The sequence below is a fragment of the Campylobacterota bacterium genome (genome assembly GCA_020633995.1).
Classification (GTDB): domain Bacteria; phylum Babelota; class Babeliae; order Babelales; family RVW-14; genus JACKCO01.
Map to the genome: position 1 here is coordinate 1 of JACKCO010000003.1, position 17,343 is coordinate 17,343.

15 protein-coding genes and 2 tRNA genes are annotated in these 17,343 nt (G+C 39.5%); 13 read left to right on the forward strand and 4 right to left on the reverse strand.

Annotated features, from left to right (window positions below):
• Positions 1-341: 341 nt before the first annotated feature.
• From H6679_00030 to H6679_00050, 5 genes are all read left to right on the forward strand, one after another.
• Positions 342-1,463 (forward strand): carbohydrate kinase family protein, encoded by a 1,122-nt coding sequence (locus tag H6679_00030; protein ID MCB9492644.1) that lies wholly within the window; start codon positions 342-344, stop codon positions 1,461-1,463.
• A gap of 33 nt (positions 1,464-1,496) precedes the next feature.
• Complete coding sequence (locus tag H6679_00035) at positions 1,497-2,522, forward strand: hypothetical protein (protein ID MCB9492645.1); 1,026 nt, start codon at positions 1,497-1,499, stop codon at positions 2,520-2,522.
• Between the two features lie 248 nt (positions 2,523-2,770).
• A complete protein-coding gene (locus tag H6679_00040; GenBank protein ID MCB9492646.1) occupies positions 2,771-4,636 on the forward strand; it encodes a 30S ribosomal protein S1 in 1,866 nt (621 codons plus the stop codon).
• A 2-nt stretch (positions 4,637-4,638) separates the two neighbouring features.
• The gene (ndk, locus tag H6679_00045) at positions 4,639-5,046 is read left to right on the forward strand and encodes a nucleoside-diphosphate kinase (GenBank protein MCB9492647.1); all 408 of its coding nucleotides are present in this window, start codon (positions 4,639-4,641) and stop codon (positions 5,044-5,046) included.
• Between the two features lie 88 nt (positions 5,047-5,134).
• Positions 5,135-6,196: a hypothetical protein gene (locus tag H6679_00050; GenBank protein ID MCB9492648.1), complete on the forward strand. Its 1,062-nt coding sequence runs from the start codon at positions 5,135-5,137 to the stop codon at positions 6,194-6,196.
• A gap of 70 nt (positions 6,197-6,266) precedes the next feature.
• Here the strand turns inward: H6679_00050 and H6679_00055 are convergent, their stop codons facing one another.
• The 3 genes from H6679_00055 to H6679_00065 all read right to left on the reverse strand — a co-directional run bounded on the left by H6679_00055 (position 6,267) and on the right by H6679_00065 (position 8,557).
• Positions 6,267-6,983 (reverse strand): superoxide dismutase, encoded by a 717-nt coding sequence (locus H6679_00055; protein ID MCB9492649.1) that lies wholly within the window; start codon positions 6,981-6,983, stop codon positions 6,267-6,269.
• 158 nt (positions 6,984-7,141) lie between these two features.
• The gene (locus tag H6679_00060; protein MCB9492650.1) at positions 7,142-7,555 is read right to left on the reverse strand and encodes a DUF2177 family protein; all 414 of its coding nucleotides are present in this window, start codon (positions 7,553-7,555) and stop codon (positions 7,142-7,144) included.
• A 48-nt stretch (positions 7,556-7,603) separates the two neighbouring features.
• Positions 7,604-8,557, reverse strand: a complete 954-nt coding sequence (locus tag H6679_00065) for an RluA family pseudouridine synthase (protein MCB9492651.1) — start codon at positions 8,555-8,557, stop codon at positions 7,604-7,606.
• Positions 8,558-8,756: 199 nt separating this feature from the next.
• On the opposite strand from H6679_00065, the gene mgtE reads away from it, so the two are divergent.
• The 6 genes from mgtE to H6679_00095 all read left to right on the forward strand — a co-directional run bounded on the left by mgtE (position 8,757) and on the right by H6679_00095 (position 13,407).
• Positions 8,757-10,121 (forward strand): magnesium transporter, encoded by a 1,365-nt coding sequence (gene mgtE, locus H6679_00070; protein ID MCB9492652.1) that lies wholly within the window; start codon positions 8,757-8,759, stop codon positions 10,119-10,121.
• Between the two features lie 132 nt (positions 10,122-10,253).
• Positions 10,254-10,329 (forward strand) — tRNA-Lys (locus H6679_00075).
• Positions 10,330-10,346: 17 nt separating this feature from the next.
• Positions 10,347-10,423: transfer RNA gene (locus tag H6679_00080), tRNA-Glu, on the forward strand.
• A gap of 169 nt (positions 10,424-10,592) precedes the next feature.
• Positions 10,593-11,876, forward strand: a complete 1,284-nt coding sequence (locus tag H6679_00085) for an ankyrin repeat domain-containing protein (protein MCB9492653.1) — start codon at positions 10,593-10,595, stop codon at positions 11,874-11,876.
• Positions 11,877-11,960: 84 nt separating this feature from the next.
• Entirely contained in the window at positions 11,961-13,004 is a 1,044-nt protein-coding gene (locus H6679_00090; protein MCB9492654.1) for a beta-lactamase family protein, read from the forward strand.
• Positions 13,005-13,137: 133 nt separating this feature from the next.
• A complete protein-coding gene (locus H6679_00095) occupies positions 13,138-13,407 on the forward strand; it encodes a hypothetical protein (protein ID MCB9492655.1) in 270 nt (89 codons plus the stop codon).
• Positions 13,408-13,459: 52 nt separating this feature from the next.
• Here H6679_00095 and H6679_00100 read toward each other — a convergent pair whose 3' ends face one another.
• The gene (locus tag H6679_00100; protein MCB9492656.1) at positions 13,460-14,134 is read right to left on the reverse strand and encodes a hypothetical protein; all 675 of its coding nucleotides are present in this window, start codon (positions 14,132-14,134) and stop codon (positions 13,460-13,462) included.
• Positions 14,135-14,412: 278 nt separating this feature from the next.
• Here H6679_00100 and H6679_00105 point away from each other — a divergent pair, with 278 nt between their 5' ends.
• The gene (locus H6679_00105) at positions 14,413-16,887 is read left to right on the forward strand and encodes a valine--tRNA ligase (GenBank protein MCB9492657.1); all 2,475 of its coding nucleotides are present in this window, start codon (positions 14,413-14,415) and stop codon (positions 16,885-16,887) included.
• Entirely contained in the window at positions 16,887-17,339 is a 453-nt protein-coding gene (gene ybeY, locus H6679_00110; protein MCB9492658.1) for an rRNA maturation RNase YbeY, read from the forward strand. Before H6679_00105 ends, ybeY begins: the two co-directional genes overlap by 1 nt.
• The last annotated feature ends 4 nt before the right edge of the window (positions 17,340-17,343 follow it).

The window sequence follows — 17,343 nt, forward strand, 5'->3', positions numbered from 1 at the left end:
AACTCTCCATATCTAAAATTGACTAGGATCCTTTATTCAGGAATTTTCCATATATTTCAAAGATAATTTAATTTTTTCGCCTCTCATTTGCTGAACATGGGATAAATGATACACCCATATTTTGGAAATTACAATACCCAATTTAAACTTTTTTAAAATTTCTTACATCTTTCCCTTAAATACATACATTTTAGTCCTCACTGAAAATCAAAAAGCTCAGTATGGGTAACTCCATAATAGCCTCTAGTAAAGCAAATCCAAAAAATCGTTTATCAATGATACACCTTTATGCTACACATAGAAGAAACATTATTTTTATTAAAACTTTAGAAAGAAAAACTATGAAAGTTCTAACAATCGGTGGAGCAACGCGAGACCTTTTTCTGGAATGTGAGGGCACCGACATCATGACAATCAGCAGGGAAACAGAACGTCGTCATTATATGCTTTTTGAATCCGGACAAAAAATAGAAGTTGATAACATTGCATACCATACGGGTGGCGGTGGAACCAACTCAGCGGTCTCATTTGCTCGCCTCGGGTTTGATGTAGCCGCTTTCTGCTGTTTAGGTAATGATTATGACGGCAAAAAGATAACCCAGACATTAGAAGAAGAAAATGTCTCTTCAGAGTTTATCTGTATTTCCGACCAATATACAACGGGACGCTCATTCATTATTAACTCACAACAAGGTGAACGTACAATCTTTGCACATCGTGGAGCAAACAGTTTTTTAAAACTAAGTGATATCCCTAAGGACTACTTAAAAGAATGCACCCAACTCTACATTACCTCTTTAAGCAATGAATCAGCAAAGCTGCTTCCTGAAATTTGTACATTCGCCAAACAACATAATGTTCCCATAGCCATAAATCCAGGAACAAGCCAATTAAAATATGGTCTATTTACCCTTAAAGACTCACTTACAAATATTGACATACTCATCATGAACGGTGTTGAAGCAAAACTTTTCATGCTCGCGCTAACCGAAACTGACAACTCATACAAACAGGCCCTAGAAAGCTCCCATCCTCGTCCATCGAGTTACTCCGATCAAAATAGAAACGAGCCCTATCTTGTTACACAGCCACTTTTATATGAAGACTTTTGCTTTAGCACACACAAATTTTTCAAGCAAGTCATGAACTTTGGCCCCAAAATAGTTGTCATAACCAATGGCTGCAATGGGGTTTATGTAGCAGCAGAAAAAACAGTTTTTTTCTGCCCAAGCCTTGAGATTGATGTAGTAGACTCTGTCGGGGCAGGAGACTCGTTTGGATCAGCTTTTGTTGCAAGCTTGATGTACAAGCAAAGCATTGAAGACGCACTCCGTGCCGGAATCGCAAACAGCGCTTCAGTCTTATCACAATTAGGCGCAAAAACCGGACTCCTAACAAAAGACGAACTACAACAAGCAACACAAAAATTGCCTAAACAAAAAGTACAAACTTTTGACCTGTAAACTTTGATGGCCATATTCAGTTATATCAATTCCTTGATAAAGACACTCAGCAATAGAACTTACCTGTACATCACCATCTCTGATGACAAGCTTGCTATCTATCACCTACTCAGACGCAAACTGTCGCTCACCACACATAACCACCAAATAATACCTTTAAATAATACTCAAGTTTATGATGAGAAAATTTACAACCTAACAAGCCTAAAGGATTATGTTTCAACCTTTATAATCAAAAACAAACTCAACAACCCCTGTACTTTCGTCTTTATTGATACACACAGCAAAGCTATGCAACTGCTGACCCTTCAGTTAACACTTATGTTGAGCAAGGCGCCTCTTAACCTAGAATTCATAACAACAACTCCAATCATGACAAATGACAAGCCCGGCTACCTCTCTTCTTTGTCACAACAAAAAAACTTACTTCAACTACTATGTCCCTCATGGCATACCCAGATACTGCCGTGGGCTACCAGCTTTGTACTAACACTGACCATTGGCCTGACGGTATTACACAACGTCAAAAAGAACACAAAAAAGCAACATGATCAAACAATTGAATTGCTCACACAAAAGCAAACTGAGTCAGATCCATTACGCTCACAACTCTCAGCATTTCATAAAATAAAAAAAGAAAACACCGAGTTAGAGCAACGCCTGAGCAAGGCACAACGTATTAAAAAAAAGATGCTCACCCATCTGCAATTCTTGATTGATATTGCCCAACAATTGCCAGAAAGCAGTAGGCTAATCTCTCTACAAATCGGAAGAAAACAAATAGTTACAAAAAACAAAAGTACCAAGCCCCACTGTCATCACTATGACCCGACAAAAAAAGAAAGCCAAGGCGCCCTAAAAGCCAAAAAAGCTCACGCCAACACTCCCTTTCTTATTGAAGGGTATGCCGCCTCTTCAACCACACCCGCTCAATACGCAGATAATCTAGGATCGTGCAAATCCATACAATCCTGCGAACTTATAGCGGTGAAAAAACAGAAAGGAAAGTCCCGCCCAAATCAATTCCGCTACAAACTCTCTGGCAAACTTGTGGCATAAGAAACAAAATCCTCTGGAAAATCAAGCCTGATTAACGACACTTTTTATTTGTACAGCCCCATTGCTGCTTAACGTTTTTTCTGCTATCATGGTGCATGCAAATAGCATTTTGACAACACATGAAGAAGGTGCAAAATAATACAAAATGCACAGCATAAACAAAGTAAGTTTAACCCTTTTACCCAGAACGATGCTTTCAGTGCAGTAAATTCGCATACTGCAAACATCGTGCTGCAAAGGACCTTTTTATGTTGAAAAACAAAAACATCATGTATCAAACACTGCTCATGCAAGAGCTGGTGGACAATGAACTCAACCTCAGCAATGACAAAAAAGCTGAACTCGACCAACTCTATGAAGATTTTGGTCAAAAATTTCAAGTAGGAAAAATCATCACAGGTAAGGTACTATCCAAAGAAGGTAACGGTGTTACCGTTAGTATCGATTACAAATCTGATGGCTTAATTCCCTCATACGAGTTTTCTGACTACGAGATCAAAAAACTTGGTATTGGTAACGATATTGAAGTTATTTTGGATCGCCTTGAAGACGAAAGTGGCTCTGTTGTCCTTTCGTACCAGAAAGCAAAATCACTCAAAGCTTGGGAAAAAATTGCAACACTTGCAAACAACGATGAACCAGTTCGTGGCATCGTTACACATAAGGTTAAAGGCGGTTTAAGTGTCGACATTGGCATCCCAGCATTTTTGCCTGGCTCACAAGTTGACACACAACGCGTAACTGACTTTGATCAGTTTGTTGGTCAAGAAGTTGTATGCAAAATCCTAAAAATCAACAAGAAACGTGGCAACGTTATAATTTCACGCAGAAAGTATCTTGAAGAGCAACGCTTTGAAGATCGCAAGAAAGCACTCGAGTGCATTAAAGAAGGTGAGATTGTACAAGGTATTGTTAAAAACATTACCAGCTACGGTGTATTTGTTGACGTTGGAGGAATCGATGGCTTGCTGCATATCACCGACATGTCGTGGGGCCGCATCTCTCACCCAACCGAACTTGTTAAAATTGGCGACAACATCAGTGTCAAAGTCATTTCATTTGATAAGCAGAATGAAAAGATTTCACTAGGTATGAAGCAACTAACCCCAAATCCTTGGGAAAATGTTGCCCAGAAGTATCCGATCGGCAATAAAGTTAAAGGTCGCATTTCAAGCGTCACTGACTACGGCTTGTTTGTTGAAGTTGAAAAAGGTGTTGAAGGCCTCGTTCACATTTCAGAAATATCATGGACTGAGCGCATTGCAAACTTATCTAAGTATTACAACGTTGGTGATGAAATAGAAGCACTCGTTGTAGCTCTAGACAAGGATAATCGCAGAATGTCACTCAGCATCAAGCAAATGAAAGAAGATCCTTGGAAAGCGATTAGTGAGCAATTCAAAGTTGGCGATAGCATTGAAGGTAAAATTACCAACATTACAGACTTTGGCTTGTTCGTACAGCTTGCAGAGGGTGTTGATGGCCTTGTACATATTTCAGATATTTCATGGACTGATCACGTTTCACATCCAAGCGATCGCTACAAAAAGGGCGACACAGTAAAAGCAACCATCTTAGCTATTGACTCTGAAAATCGTAAAGTCTCGTTGGGCATCAAGCAACTTGAGCAAAATCCATGGACACAGGTTGCCCAAGACTATAAAGTTGGCGATATGATTGAAGGTACCGTTTCTAAAATTACTAACTTCGGCGCTTTTGTAAAACTTGAGCCAAGCGGCATAGAAGGCCTTGCACACATCTCAGAACTTGCAGATAAAGAAATTGCAAAAGTAGAAGACATTCTTAAAGTTGGACAAAAAGCAACATTTAGAATCATCAAAGTCAGCCCTGAAGAACGCAAGCTTGGTCTCAGCCTTAAAGAGCCTAAAGCTCAACAACGCACATCAGAAGGTGAGCAGGTAGCTCAAGAGAGCGAAATCGTTGCTAAGCCTAAACAGACAAGAGCTCCAAAGGATGACGTCAAAAAAACTGCAGCTGCAAAAACAACTGCTCGTGAAGGTGTACGTGGCACATTGCAACAAGCACTCGAAGAACATGCTGCAAAGATGAAAGACGACGTCCCAGCTGATTCTGAAAAGAAAGACGAAGAATAATGATGGAAAATACACTTGCAATTATTAAGCCTGATGCGGTTAAAGCTAAAAATACTGGCAAAATCATCGACCGTATAGAACAAGAGGGCTTTAACATTATCGAAATGAAAAAAATGCATCTGCAACGTAAAGACGCTGAAGCATTTTATGCGGTGCACAAAGATCGCGGTTTTTTTGGTGAACTGGTTGATTTTATGTCATCAGGTCCAATTGTAGTCATGGCTCTTGAAAAAGAAAATGCTATCGCCGCGTGGAGAGACTTGATGGGGGCTACTGATCCTGCAAAGGCCGCTGACAATACAATTCGTAAGTTGTTTGGCGCCAATGTTGGCGAAAATGCAACACACGGCTCAGACGCACCAGATACAGCAAGAGAAGAACTCAATTTCTTCTTTCCTAATCTTAGCTAAATAAAAAAAGGCCCTCCAAGTTTGGAGGGCCTTTTTTTATAGGCAATTCAATCAAATAATTCGTAACAAATAAAAAGGAGAAAAACTCATGACCATGACAAGAAGTTTAATCTTGCTCACCTCCTTACTACTTTTTATTCCCGATGCTCAATCTGCCGAAAAGCGTAAGTCAAATAAAAAGGATCACCCTTCTGTAGGCGCGACAATCAAGCGTAAGTGTATACTCAACGGCGCGCCACTCCTACCAAATACCAGTTATCAAGCAACTCCCAAAGAAGCCCTAAACAAAGCAGCTCATGTCCTTGAAAGCCTCTTTAGTGAATGCCCAGAGTGTACCTTCTCTCAGTACAACAGGCACCCTCACACCGTAGTACCATCTGAAGCTAATCTCGTATGCACGGGGTGCCGTATAAAATTTACAAAAGGGGACCTTGTAACACTCACTGCACGATCGATCATCAATAACCTGAGCATACGATCAAACGAACCACATGGTATTTATTGCCAAAGATGCTGTGAATTCAGACATACTGGCCTTGAATCTGTTCAACACTGCATCCTGCACTACTCCCCCCAAGATCTAGTACTGCTGCAAGAAGGTAAAACTATAGAATATTTTGTAGATTTATTTAATAAAACTCGAAAAAGTATCTGTCGGCATTGTATGATGCAGGCATACCTTTTATTACAAGACTTCCTTACTGACATCAAAAACTATGGGTTCATTGCGATTCTTTCAGAATCAATCGCCTTTTGTGCAAGAGGGGGTAATCTGTCAACATACCGCCCAGGCATTGAGCACCTGCTCACCATTCCGGGTATTAGCTCGACTATAACAGGGCTTCAAAATGTAGTACTTAATACCCCAGACCTCAACTGCAAAGATCTTTCCCGTAAAGCTACTCATGCGTTGCTAGCAATGGCTATCACATCATCATATGTGGCAGCAGGCTTCACCATTCAAAAGCAAAAAAATCCTCTACCAACGCCACTAACCATACTTGTAGCATTTGGTTTATGGCTTCATCAAACAATGGTACAAGAAGACCTCAACGGTGAATTGCACAAATTTTGCTATGCAAAAATACAGCTCTTGCTGGCTATAACCGCCACATTTTATCTACTGGGGCTAGGTACATTACTCTCTTAGACATATAAAAAAAGTCCCCCGGGTTTTCTTTCGGGGGACTAAAACTAGAAGATACTATTATTAAAAAAAGCTACTTACAACCACACGCTTCTTTTGCAAGTTCATAATTTTTTTCAACCTGTTTCCAGTCAATAACACTCCACCATGCGGTGATATAATCAGGACGCTTGTTTTGATATTTGAGGTAATAGGCGTGCTCCCAAACATCTAGTCCCATTATTGGAAAAAGTCCATCCTCAAACGTCGCATCTTGATTTCCCGTCGAGCTGACCACTAGCTTACCATTGCTGTCTACACATAGCCATGCCCAACCACTACCAAATCTACTTTGTGCAGCTTTATTAAATGATTCTTTGAGAGCATCAAATGAACCAAGATCCTTGTCAATTTTGCTCGCAAGTTCGCCAGATGGCTGCCCACCTCCATTGGGACTCATTACTTTCCAAAAGAGGGAGTGATTAAAATGTCCGCCACCATGATCACGCACTTTACTTGCAAGCTCTTCAGGCATGCCGCCAAGTGAACTCAGCAATTCTTCAAGTGTCTTACCATGATACTCAGTGTGAGGCTCAAGTGCTTTATTCAAATTACTAACATAAGCCTGATGATGCTTTGTATGATGCAACTCCATGGTTGGTGCATCAAGGTGAGGCTCAAGTGTGTCATACGCGTAATCAAGCTGTGGAAGACTATATGGATATTTATAATCTGAAAAGTGCTGTTTTTTAAAGCACGTCTTGCAAGACCATTTGGTCCAACATTTTTTGACAGGACAACCACCACACATAAAATAAAGCGCTGCCCACAAGCCTACAATACCTACCACAAAACCAATTAAAAACGGGCACATTTTCATAAAATCCCCTCACAGAAAAGGTTACCTAATAAACAATTACTGCAAGTGAATATAGAATCAATAGCGTGCAAATGCAACTTAAATTGGTTTCAATATAGATATTTTATCAACAACGCAAGTCCCAGATTAAACATACATCCCCAGACAATATCTACTGTTAATAATGAAATGTTTGAGTGGGCCATAACCGCAAAATTTGTACATGCATAAATCCCATACGTGATCAATCCCCAAAATAGTCCATACATGCACGAAGTAATCCAGGAACATCTCTTCAGATATGGAAGCAAAAAGACAAGCTGACCAGAAACTACCAGCACCCAAACAGCCACGGCTGCAAACCAATGAAGCGCCCCCATCTGGGTAGCTGGACGCATTAACGGCCCATAATTTGTTTTATAAAAATCGCTAGCAACAACACCAATCCAAACCAGCTCAACGGTCGCTGCAACACAACAAAGCGCTAAAAATCTGATACCAGCATAAAGAAACGTCATTCTCATACGAACTCCCTTTTTTATTTATCGTATAAATGACTGAGAAAGAAAAAGCTAGATTTTTTTCATTCGGCCAAGCAACGCCTGAAAGTCACGTGGTAATGGACAGGTATAATGATATTTCTTACCACCATATTCAAACTCAAGCGTTTGAGCATGCAATGCCTGACGAGCAATAAGTTTTGATTTGCTACCGTATAGCCCATCACCTACGATGCTATGTCCCAGCGCAGTCATGTGAACACGAATTTGATGGGTCCGACCAGTTACAATTTTTGCCTCTACTAAAGCAAAATCTTGAAAATATTCAAGAACCCTGTAGTACGTTAACGCAGGCTTGCTTGCAAAACCCATATGTGACATACGTTGCGGTTGCATTGGATTTCTACCAATCGGATAATCAATTTTACCTTCTTGAGGAGGATTTCCGTGAACAAGCGTGACATATGTCTTATTCATGGCACGGTCTTTAAACATGGCTGCCAAGTCAGTTTGAGCTTTGCGGTGACGTGCAACCAGCAAAAGCCCGGACGTCTCTCTGTCAAGGCGATGCACAATCCCAGGACGAGCAGGATCATCAAAGTCACTAAATTCCTTGTACCGCGCAAGCAAACCATTAACTAAAGAAACCTCATCTTTGCTACTTCGAGCTTGGTGAACAAGAAGCCCCGCAGGTTTGTTAACCACGATAAAGTCTGGCTGCTCATCAATAATTTCAAATTTAACGTCTGCTGGCTCAGAGTTTGGCTGCCAGTAACGAAACTCAATAGTGACGTGATCATTTAGTCGGATGGTTGTACCCGTCTTGCTGACAATCCTTTTGTTGACACTAACGCATCCTTCTTTAATCAAATCTTGCAAATAAGAACGTGAGTGGTCGGGAAATTTACCAAGCAAAAACTTATCCAGACGAAGTCCAGAATCTTGCTCTTGATCACAAATAATGAAACTTGGTGTTTTCTGAGCACCATTAATCATAACTACTTCACCATAACTAAAGATAAACATATACTGGTTACTTTCCCGTGGTTGCGGGATAAAGCCCCATACCCAAAAAAAGTAATTGTCTTTTATTATACATAATTTTATATTAGTTGTAAATTTAGCAAGCAACAAAAAGTGTGCTATAATCGCATTTGTATACCAACATCACGTCCAAAAACACGAGAGTATCAGCGTTAACGGCTAGTCTAGAGCGAGGCCTTCTATGTTAAAAATTACTGAAATTATTAATCAAATTGTCGATAATATTTCAAGCATCCTCAAAGAGGATAGTCCTCTAGGCAAGGACCTCTGGAGAACGCTGACCCAGCAACACCCTGCTGATATTGCCATGATCATCAGCAAGCTGGACGACGACAAGCAAATCAAACTTTGCAAAAAATTACCCCGTGATTTACAGGGGGTAGTTTTTGAAAAAATTCCTTCTACGCTGCAGGCAGAATTACTAATAAAATTTAATACTGACGAAGCAGCCTTTATCATGAAAGGCCTTCATGCCGATGATTTGATCGACCTTTTTGAACATTTATCAGATCACGATTTAATCAAATACCTCAAGCTACTGCAGACCAAACAGCGTAGCCAGCTTATTTCGCTTCTGAACTTCCCCCCAAATTCCGCCGGCTCTCACATGCACAGTGACGTCATCACGTTACAGGAAAATTTTACTGTTAAAAAAAGTATCGCTTTGCTTCAACGTATGGAGCTACAAACAGAGCTTTTTGAGCGAATTTATGTAACCAACAAAAATAATATTTTGATTGGCTATATCACCCTTGAACAACTTGTTTTAAATAAACCAGAAACCCCCCTTTCAGAAATTATCCATCTCAACGAGCTTCAGGTGTATGCTTACGAAGACCAAGAAGAAATTGCAAGCCAAATGCGCCACTATGATTTGCTGTATGTACCTGTAGTAGACGAAAAAAATCATTTCTTAGGTGTCATAACCGGGGACGATGTTTTTGACATTATCGAAGAAGAAGGCGAAGAAGATTTATATAAAATATCTGGGCTTTCTCCCGCAAAGGACGGTTATTTTGCTACACCTGTTACAACTTTAATCAGACAACGTAGCGCTTGGCTCGTGCTACTCCTAATATTCCAAAGCTGCTCAAGTTTCATTCTCTCACAATACCAAGACCTACTTAACAAATATGGCATGATAGCGGTATTTCTAACTATGCTCATTGGTACTGGTGGAAATGCTGGCAACCAATCCGCAACATTAGTCATTCGTGGTTTTAGCACACGCGAAATGAATCGACGCAATACATTACAAGTGCTGCGACGTGAGTTTGGCATGTCTTTAGTTATTGCCTCACTTCTTGTATTTGTAAGCTTTGGCCGTGTTTATTGGGCATACAACAATCTATTAGGCGCTTTAACTGTTAGTTTCTCTTTATTCCTTATTGTCATCACATCAATGACCCTAGGGACCCTAATACCTATCCTACTTGAACGTTTCGATTTTGACCCAGCCCACTCTGCTGCACCTTTTTTAGCAACCCTTATGGACGTACTTGGTGTGCTAATTTACTGCTTTATTTGCAGTAAAATACTACAATAGATAGGCTAGTAAGCTTTATCCACAACCTTGTGCTTTCAATACTACCTAGAACTCAAACAAATCTTTATCTTTTTTCTCCTTTTTTTGTTGACAAAGCTCGGCCAATCCTATAAATTTCTTCACATGGTGAGCGAGCCGCTAGCTCAGTCGGTAGAGCAACAGCCTTTTAAGCTGTGGGTCGTAGGTTCGAGTCCTACGCGGCTCACCATTCTTTTGAAATTGTACGTCCCCATCGTCTAGTCGGCCTAGGACTCAGGATTTTCATTCCTGCAACAGGGGTTCGAATCCCCTTGGGGACGCCATTTTACGTCATCGGCGTACTCTAGTGTCATAATTCAAATAGTTTTTTGTATATCACAGACGTATTTTTTACTGCCTAAATTCTGTAAATAACTAATAAATTCAGTTATAAAATTTTGTTTTAAAAGTTAGAATTTTATTATTTATAAACGCTTGATTGAAGGTCTCATAATGAAATCTATAAAAAATATTACTTCATTAATGATTGTAGGATTGCTGCTCGTTGATACAAGCTTTGCATATACCGATGCTGAGCTTCGACTGGCAAAATGTATTAAAAAATTCGACAGATCTGATTCAAAATTAATACAAACAGCTGAAAAAGGTAGTTTGAAGGATCTGAAAATCGCTTTAAATGATTCCGGAGTCAAGATTAACGAAGTAGGTCAACTATCCGGCATGACAGCATTGATGTATGCTAGTAGAAATGGTAATAAAGATATGGTTGCATTGCTTCTTAATAAGGGCGCTTGTCCTCATGTTAGAAGTCGCTGGGGTGATAATACAGCTTTAAGAGAAGCCGTAAAAGGAAACCATAAAAAAATTGTAAAACTACTACTTGATACACCTTCTAAAAATAGTGATCTACTTAGGCTTAGCCTTGGATATGCTTTGATAGAAGCCGCTAAAAATGGCTATCAAGATATAGTAGAGTTGCTTCTTGCTAATGGCGCCGATCCTAACGTTAAAGGTGATCCTGACGCCCAGAGTTGCATAACATCCACTACGGCTTTGATAGAAGCTTCTGGCCAAGGCCATACAAACATTGTCAAGCTGCTTCTTTCTAAAGGTGCCAATCCTAATATTGAAACGAGTGCAACATCCACTACCGCTTTACACCAAGCCTCTAGCCAAGGCCATACAGATATCGTCAAATTACTTCTTGCCAATAATGCTGATCCTAACATTAGAAATATATGGGGCGCTACAGCTTTGGAACTTGCTAAACGTGAAAAACATAAAAAAATTATTGCACTGTTTAAAGGATCTACCGTAGCTTTAGACGATGCACTCATGAGTGCCATAGTAAATGGCGATGCCAAAGCTGTTAAAGCTCATATTGATGCGGGCGCTAACGTTAATACTAGGGATGGGAATAATAATCCTGCTCTTAATAAAGCTGCGGAAAAAGGCTATACCGAAATTGTTCGTATTCTCATAGATGCAGGCGCAGATGTTAACGCTACGGACGCGTTCGGTTTAACAGCACTCTTTTTTGCTATAGACAAAGGCTATGTTGAAACTGTAAAAATTCTTATGGCTAAAGGCACGGCTCAAGACAGCAAGGGCTTGGAAGATGCTTTTATGAGTACTGTATACAGAGGTAATGCTGAATTGGTGGAAGCCCTTCTAAATGAGAGGGCTAGTAGTATGCGCAAAGATACTCTAGAAACAGCCTGTATGATGACCAGAGACAAACGAATTATTAATGCTATTAAAGAAGTTCTACAATAATCAAAGCTGGCCTGTTTGAAACAGATTACCAGTAGGCCAGCTTTTTTGTTATTCATGTGACTTCGTCTTGGTTTTTAGATGCTTGTGAAGAATAAACTATTACTCATTCTTTTCGCTGTTATTCAAACAACCTCAGCATTCAATAACAAAAAGATAGCTGAATATTTGCAAAACAAAAAAGATTTCAGCGGAGCAATACTTATCTCGCATAAAAATTCAGTTATTTTCAAGCAATATTACGGATTTGAAAATCGAGAGCTTAAAATAGCCAACAACAGCAAAACACAATTTCCCATAGCATCTAATACCAAAATTTTCACAGCAACCGCTATTATGCTTTTGCAAGATAAAAAATTATTGCAAGTAACCGATAACATAAGCAAATACATTCCTGAAGCTCATAATTTTACATCTGTAACTATACACCATTTATTAACGCATACTTCTGGCATACCCTGTTATTATAAAAAATGGGCTGATATTTGCTCCTGTAAAAATTTAGACAACATAATTAGGCAAATAAGCACATGGCAACAAGAATTTATACCGGGCTCATCATATCAATACTCAAACACCAATTACTTATTGCTAGCTCATATTATTGAAAAAGTTTCTGGACTGCCATACTATGATTTTTTGATGAAAAATATGTTTCATCCATTGAATATGCACAACACTAACAGCGTCAGCACTGATGACATTACCAAAATAGCTCGTGGATACATCTCAAACAACAATAATATTACTAAATCACCCCTGATCACAAGCCCACTAACGTTAATCGGCAATGGGGACTTATGCGTCAGTTTAGATGACCTGCACATTTGGCTAAAAGCACTCTTCTCATCAAAGATTATCACCAAACCGAGTCTTGATATTTTAGCAGCAAAACAAACAGCACTCAGTCAACACAGTACCCGTGCTCATGGTTATGGCTGTTTTATTGATAAAAAAGACAATAAAACGGTTGTTGAACATACAGGGGCTTTAATTGGATTTTTATCAAAGTTCATGGTTTTCCCTGATGATGATATCATGATCATCATTTTGACAAATGTAGAAAATTTAGAAATATTTTCTGAAATTGAAAAACAGATTCCTAATATGCTTTTTTCTGATGGTGAATAAAATACTGCTCAAGGTATTTTGATCAGCAAAAATCAAACACTTGAATTATCTCAAGCTTTTTTGCTACCGTTGACAAAGTCAAGCATATGACTTTTAAAATTGTCTTTAAAGTAAAATAAGGGGAGAACCATCGATGGAAAACAATAATAATAAAAATAACAAAAACGATAACAAGCCGTCATCAATGTTTACCATGCCAAACACCTCTATGCTGCAGGGCCTGCTTGCATTTATTTTTGGTGTTATTTTAATCGTTATGTCATACAAAATCATCTTAAATATGCTTTTTTTCATTGCCGGATCAATGTTCGTCTATTACGGGCTCGTACTTCTTAAAATTGACAATGCTACACACTTTATTGATAGCTGCATGCAAAAGCTTAGAAGCTTTATTAACCGCTAAGAAAAGGGCCTTCTCCTGAAGGCCCTTTTCTTAGTCAAATTCAACTCTAGTTTTAACTTCTTAATTTCATATCATATACCGCAAGAAACGCAAACAAGGTCATAAGAACCAGGTGCGTCTTAAAACGGGCCGTTGCATGACGCATCATAATAGTGTTAGAACCCAGACGGGCAAGAGCTCGAACCACGTCGCACGTAAGCTTTTTCTTTGTATCAGTCTGGAATGTGCGCACTATTCCCGCGCCCGAAGACAACAAAGGTAAATAATAGCTAACAAGGGCATCAAAGGCTTGCTCACACTCAATCTCAACCTCCTTGGACATATCATCACCACCTTGCAATTTTGATTTGCTCGCAATAGATTGCCAAATCGACTCTCCCAATATGGTACCAGCCAACGTGTTACACAAGCAAACAATGGCATACAAGCTACCAAAGACTTGGTAGTGGACAAAATCATTAGTATGATCACGATTGTAATATTCAAGCCCGTGAATACCAACACGCAATGAATTCACAAGCGTATCAAGCAAAGCCGCAAACTTTTTATCCTCATTCTTTATAAGAACCTTATTTGTCTCAATGCTCAGCGGTAGCTCAAGGAACGCCACTATCCTTCCTACAGCCTCCGTTGTAGTCAACTGGGCTTGGATGGAACTGCCCACAAGAGAAAATAAAAAAATGGTAGAGCTAAAAACATACAAAGCTCTTTTTCTATAGATCTTCATAATCAAGCTAGAAATCCCTTTATACAAAACACACTCTGTTATTACAGACCCTTCAAGTCAACACAGAAAAAATACTTTCGTCAAATATCACTCGCTCAGTAGGTGTTTTGTTGATTAATAATTTCAAAATGAAAAAAATACCATCATGCAATTAATATGCAGCCTTCCACTCACGTAAGCCATTCAAACCCTTTCAAATATATGGTAATTTGAGTGTATGCAAAATAACAAACTCAAGAATAGAGATTTATCCTTATTCAACGACGAGGACCCAATCCATGAGCATGGAAAAACAATACAAGAGTGCTGATTGCGAGCAAGAGATAAAAGATTTTTGGCAACAAGAACGTGTTTATGCATTCACCCAAGATGAAACCAAACAAACTTTCAGCATCGACACCCCTCCTCCCACTGTGTCGGGGGTGCTGCATATCGGCCATATCTTTTCATACACTCACACTGATTTGATCGCTCGCTACAAACGAATGAGTGGACACAATGTTTTTTATCCCATGGGTTTTGATGACAATGGTCTACCAACAGAACGCTTCGTAGAGAAAAAAAATAATACTAAAGCCTTTTTAATGCCACGCTCAGAATTTATAGCACTTTGTCTACGTGAAACACATGCGGTAGAGAAAACATTTGAAGAATTATGGCGCTCAATGGGACTCTCGATTGATTGGGACAAAGTATACTCAACTATTTCAGAAAAAGTACGAAAAATATCACAATACTCATTTGTCGATTTGTACAATAAAGGTATTGCATACAAAAAAGAAGAGCCTGCACTGTATTGCACGACATGCCGAACCTCCGTTGCCCAAGCAGAGCTTGACAATATCGAACAAGCATCAACATTCAACGATCTTATTTTTACTTCAGAGGATGGTGATCGCTTAACCATAGCAACAACACGCCCAGAACTTTTACCGGCATGCGTCGCCATTTTCTTTCACCCTGATGATGAGCGCTACAAACACCTGTGCGGAAAATATGCGGTTACACCCGTTTTTGAAAAAAAAGTTAAAATTCTACCTGATGACAAAGTTGATCCCGCAAAAGGAACCGGCCTTGTTATGTGTTGCACGTTTGGGGACCAAACTGACATTTTCTGGTTTAAAAAGCATAACCTTGATTATGTATACCTTATCGGGATGGATGGCAAATTTACGCGGGAAGGTGGATTCCTACACGATAAACGTGTACCAGAAGCACGCAAACTAATTATTGAAGAACTTAAAAAAGAAGAGCTCTTGCTTAACCAAAAAAACATAACACACAGCGTCAATGTCCACGAGCGCTGTAAGCAAGAAATTGAATATGTAATTTTAAACCAATGGTTTATTAAAATTTTAGATTTTAAGGACATTTTCATCGCTCAGGCTGATAAAATTAATTGGTATCCCGCTTACATGAAAGCCCGCTATATTGACTGGGTTTCAAATTTAAACTGGGATTGGTGTATTTCTCGTCAGCGTTTTTTTGGCATTCCCTTTCCTGTTTGGCACTGCCTAGATTGCGGCCATGTTATTATGGCTAATACAGATGACCTTCCTGTCGACCCACAAGAAACCCCGGTCCCAGGTGGAAAATGCGAAAAATGTTCCAGTACAAATATTCAACCCGAAACCGATGTTATGGACACCTGGAACACTTCAGCACTAACACCACAAATTAATGCCAACTGGCCAGAACAAAGCCCCGATAACTTAAGCATACCAATGAGCATGCGCCCCCAAGCTCACGACATCATCAGAACCTGGGCATTTGATACCATCATCAAGGCACACTTCCATCAAAATACAATTCCATGGAACGATATTGTTATCTCAGGCCACGTACTTGCCGGCAAAGAAAAAATATCCAAGTCAAAAGGCAATAGCAAAATGTCGCCCGATGCACTGCTCTCAGAATATCCAGCTGATGCTGTTCGTTACTGGGCTGCTCATGGTAGATTAGGCCAAGACACTGCATTTAGTGAAAACCAACTAAAAGTTGGCCAGCGACTTTTAACAAAACTGTGGAACGCATTTCGCTTTTGTGAGCAAAGCTATGAACAACACTATACAAGCCACAATGAGCACTATATTAAACAACACAGCACACTCAGCCAATGGCTATTGCACGAGTTAAGTAAATCATATAAAAGCTATCAACAGTTTTTCCAAAATTATGAATATCACTTTGCACTTGAGACAGCAGAAAAGTTTTTTTGGCATATCTTTTGCGATAACTACCTTGAACTCATAAAAGATCAGATCTTCAATCCTGACCAATACTGCCCAGAAATTATAGCCAACACTCACTATGTGCTCTACGAGGCTGGCTTTGCAATACTACAGATGTTTGCTCCTTTCACACCATACATTACTGAAAATCTCTACCTTCAATTTTTCAGCAAGCACGAACAGGTGCGTTCTCTACATCTCACACAATTTGACAATACACGATATGAGTACAGCTTTGAAAAGAGTACGGGTGTCATGAACAAAATACTAGATATTGTCGGTCAGGTCAGAAGACTAAAAAGCGAAAACCAAATATCGCTCAAGCAAGAAGTTGAACAGTTAATTCTCTACTGCAACGATCAAGCACTACTGGAAGAAATCGCACAGCATGAAAGACTTATATCCGGTATTAGTAAGGCAAAAACATGTCTGTACAAAAACAGCACCTGCGAGGGATCTCTCATGCAAGAAGATAACCAAAAGTATACTGCTCACATAAAAATTGACGGCCCTGCACTATAATGATCACCATCAAAAACTTTCAACGAAAATTCACTGTCAATAGCAAGGATGTACAAACAACTGTACACGCAATGCTGGAAGCTATCGGTTACGTCGACTTTGACCTGAGTATTGTTTTTGTAAGCAAGAAAAAAATTCGAGAACTTAACAAACAATACCGCTGCAAAGACAGAGCAACCGATATACTCTCTTTTCCCTTTCACGACATCAAAGCAGGAGAAAAAATTACCATCCAGCATGAAGATGAAAAAAACTTGGGCGACTTAATCGTCTGCCCAGAGTACACGGCACAGGATGCTGCAACAAACTGGAGCTGTAGCTACCTAGAACGTCTCCCAGTGCTCTTGGCGCATGGTATAGCTCATCTTCTTGGCCATGACCACATAAACGACGTTGATTACAAAAAAATGCAAAAAATAGAACATATGATGCTCAAAGCTGTACGTAACTGAAAGA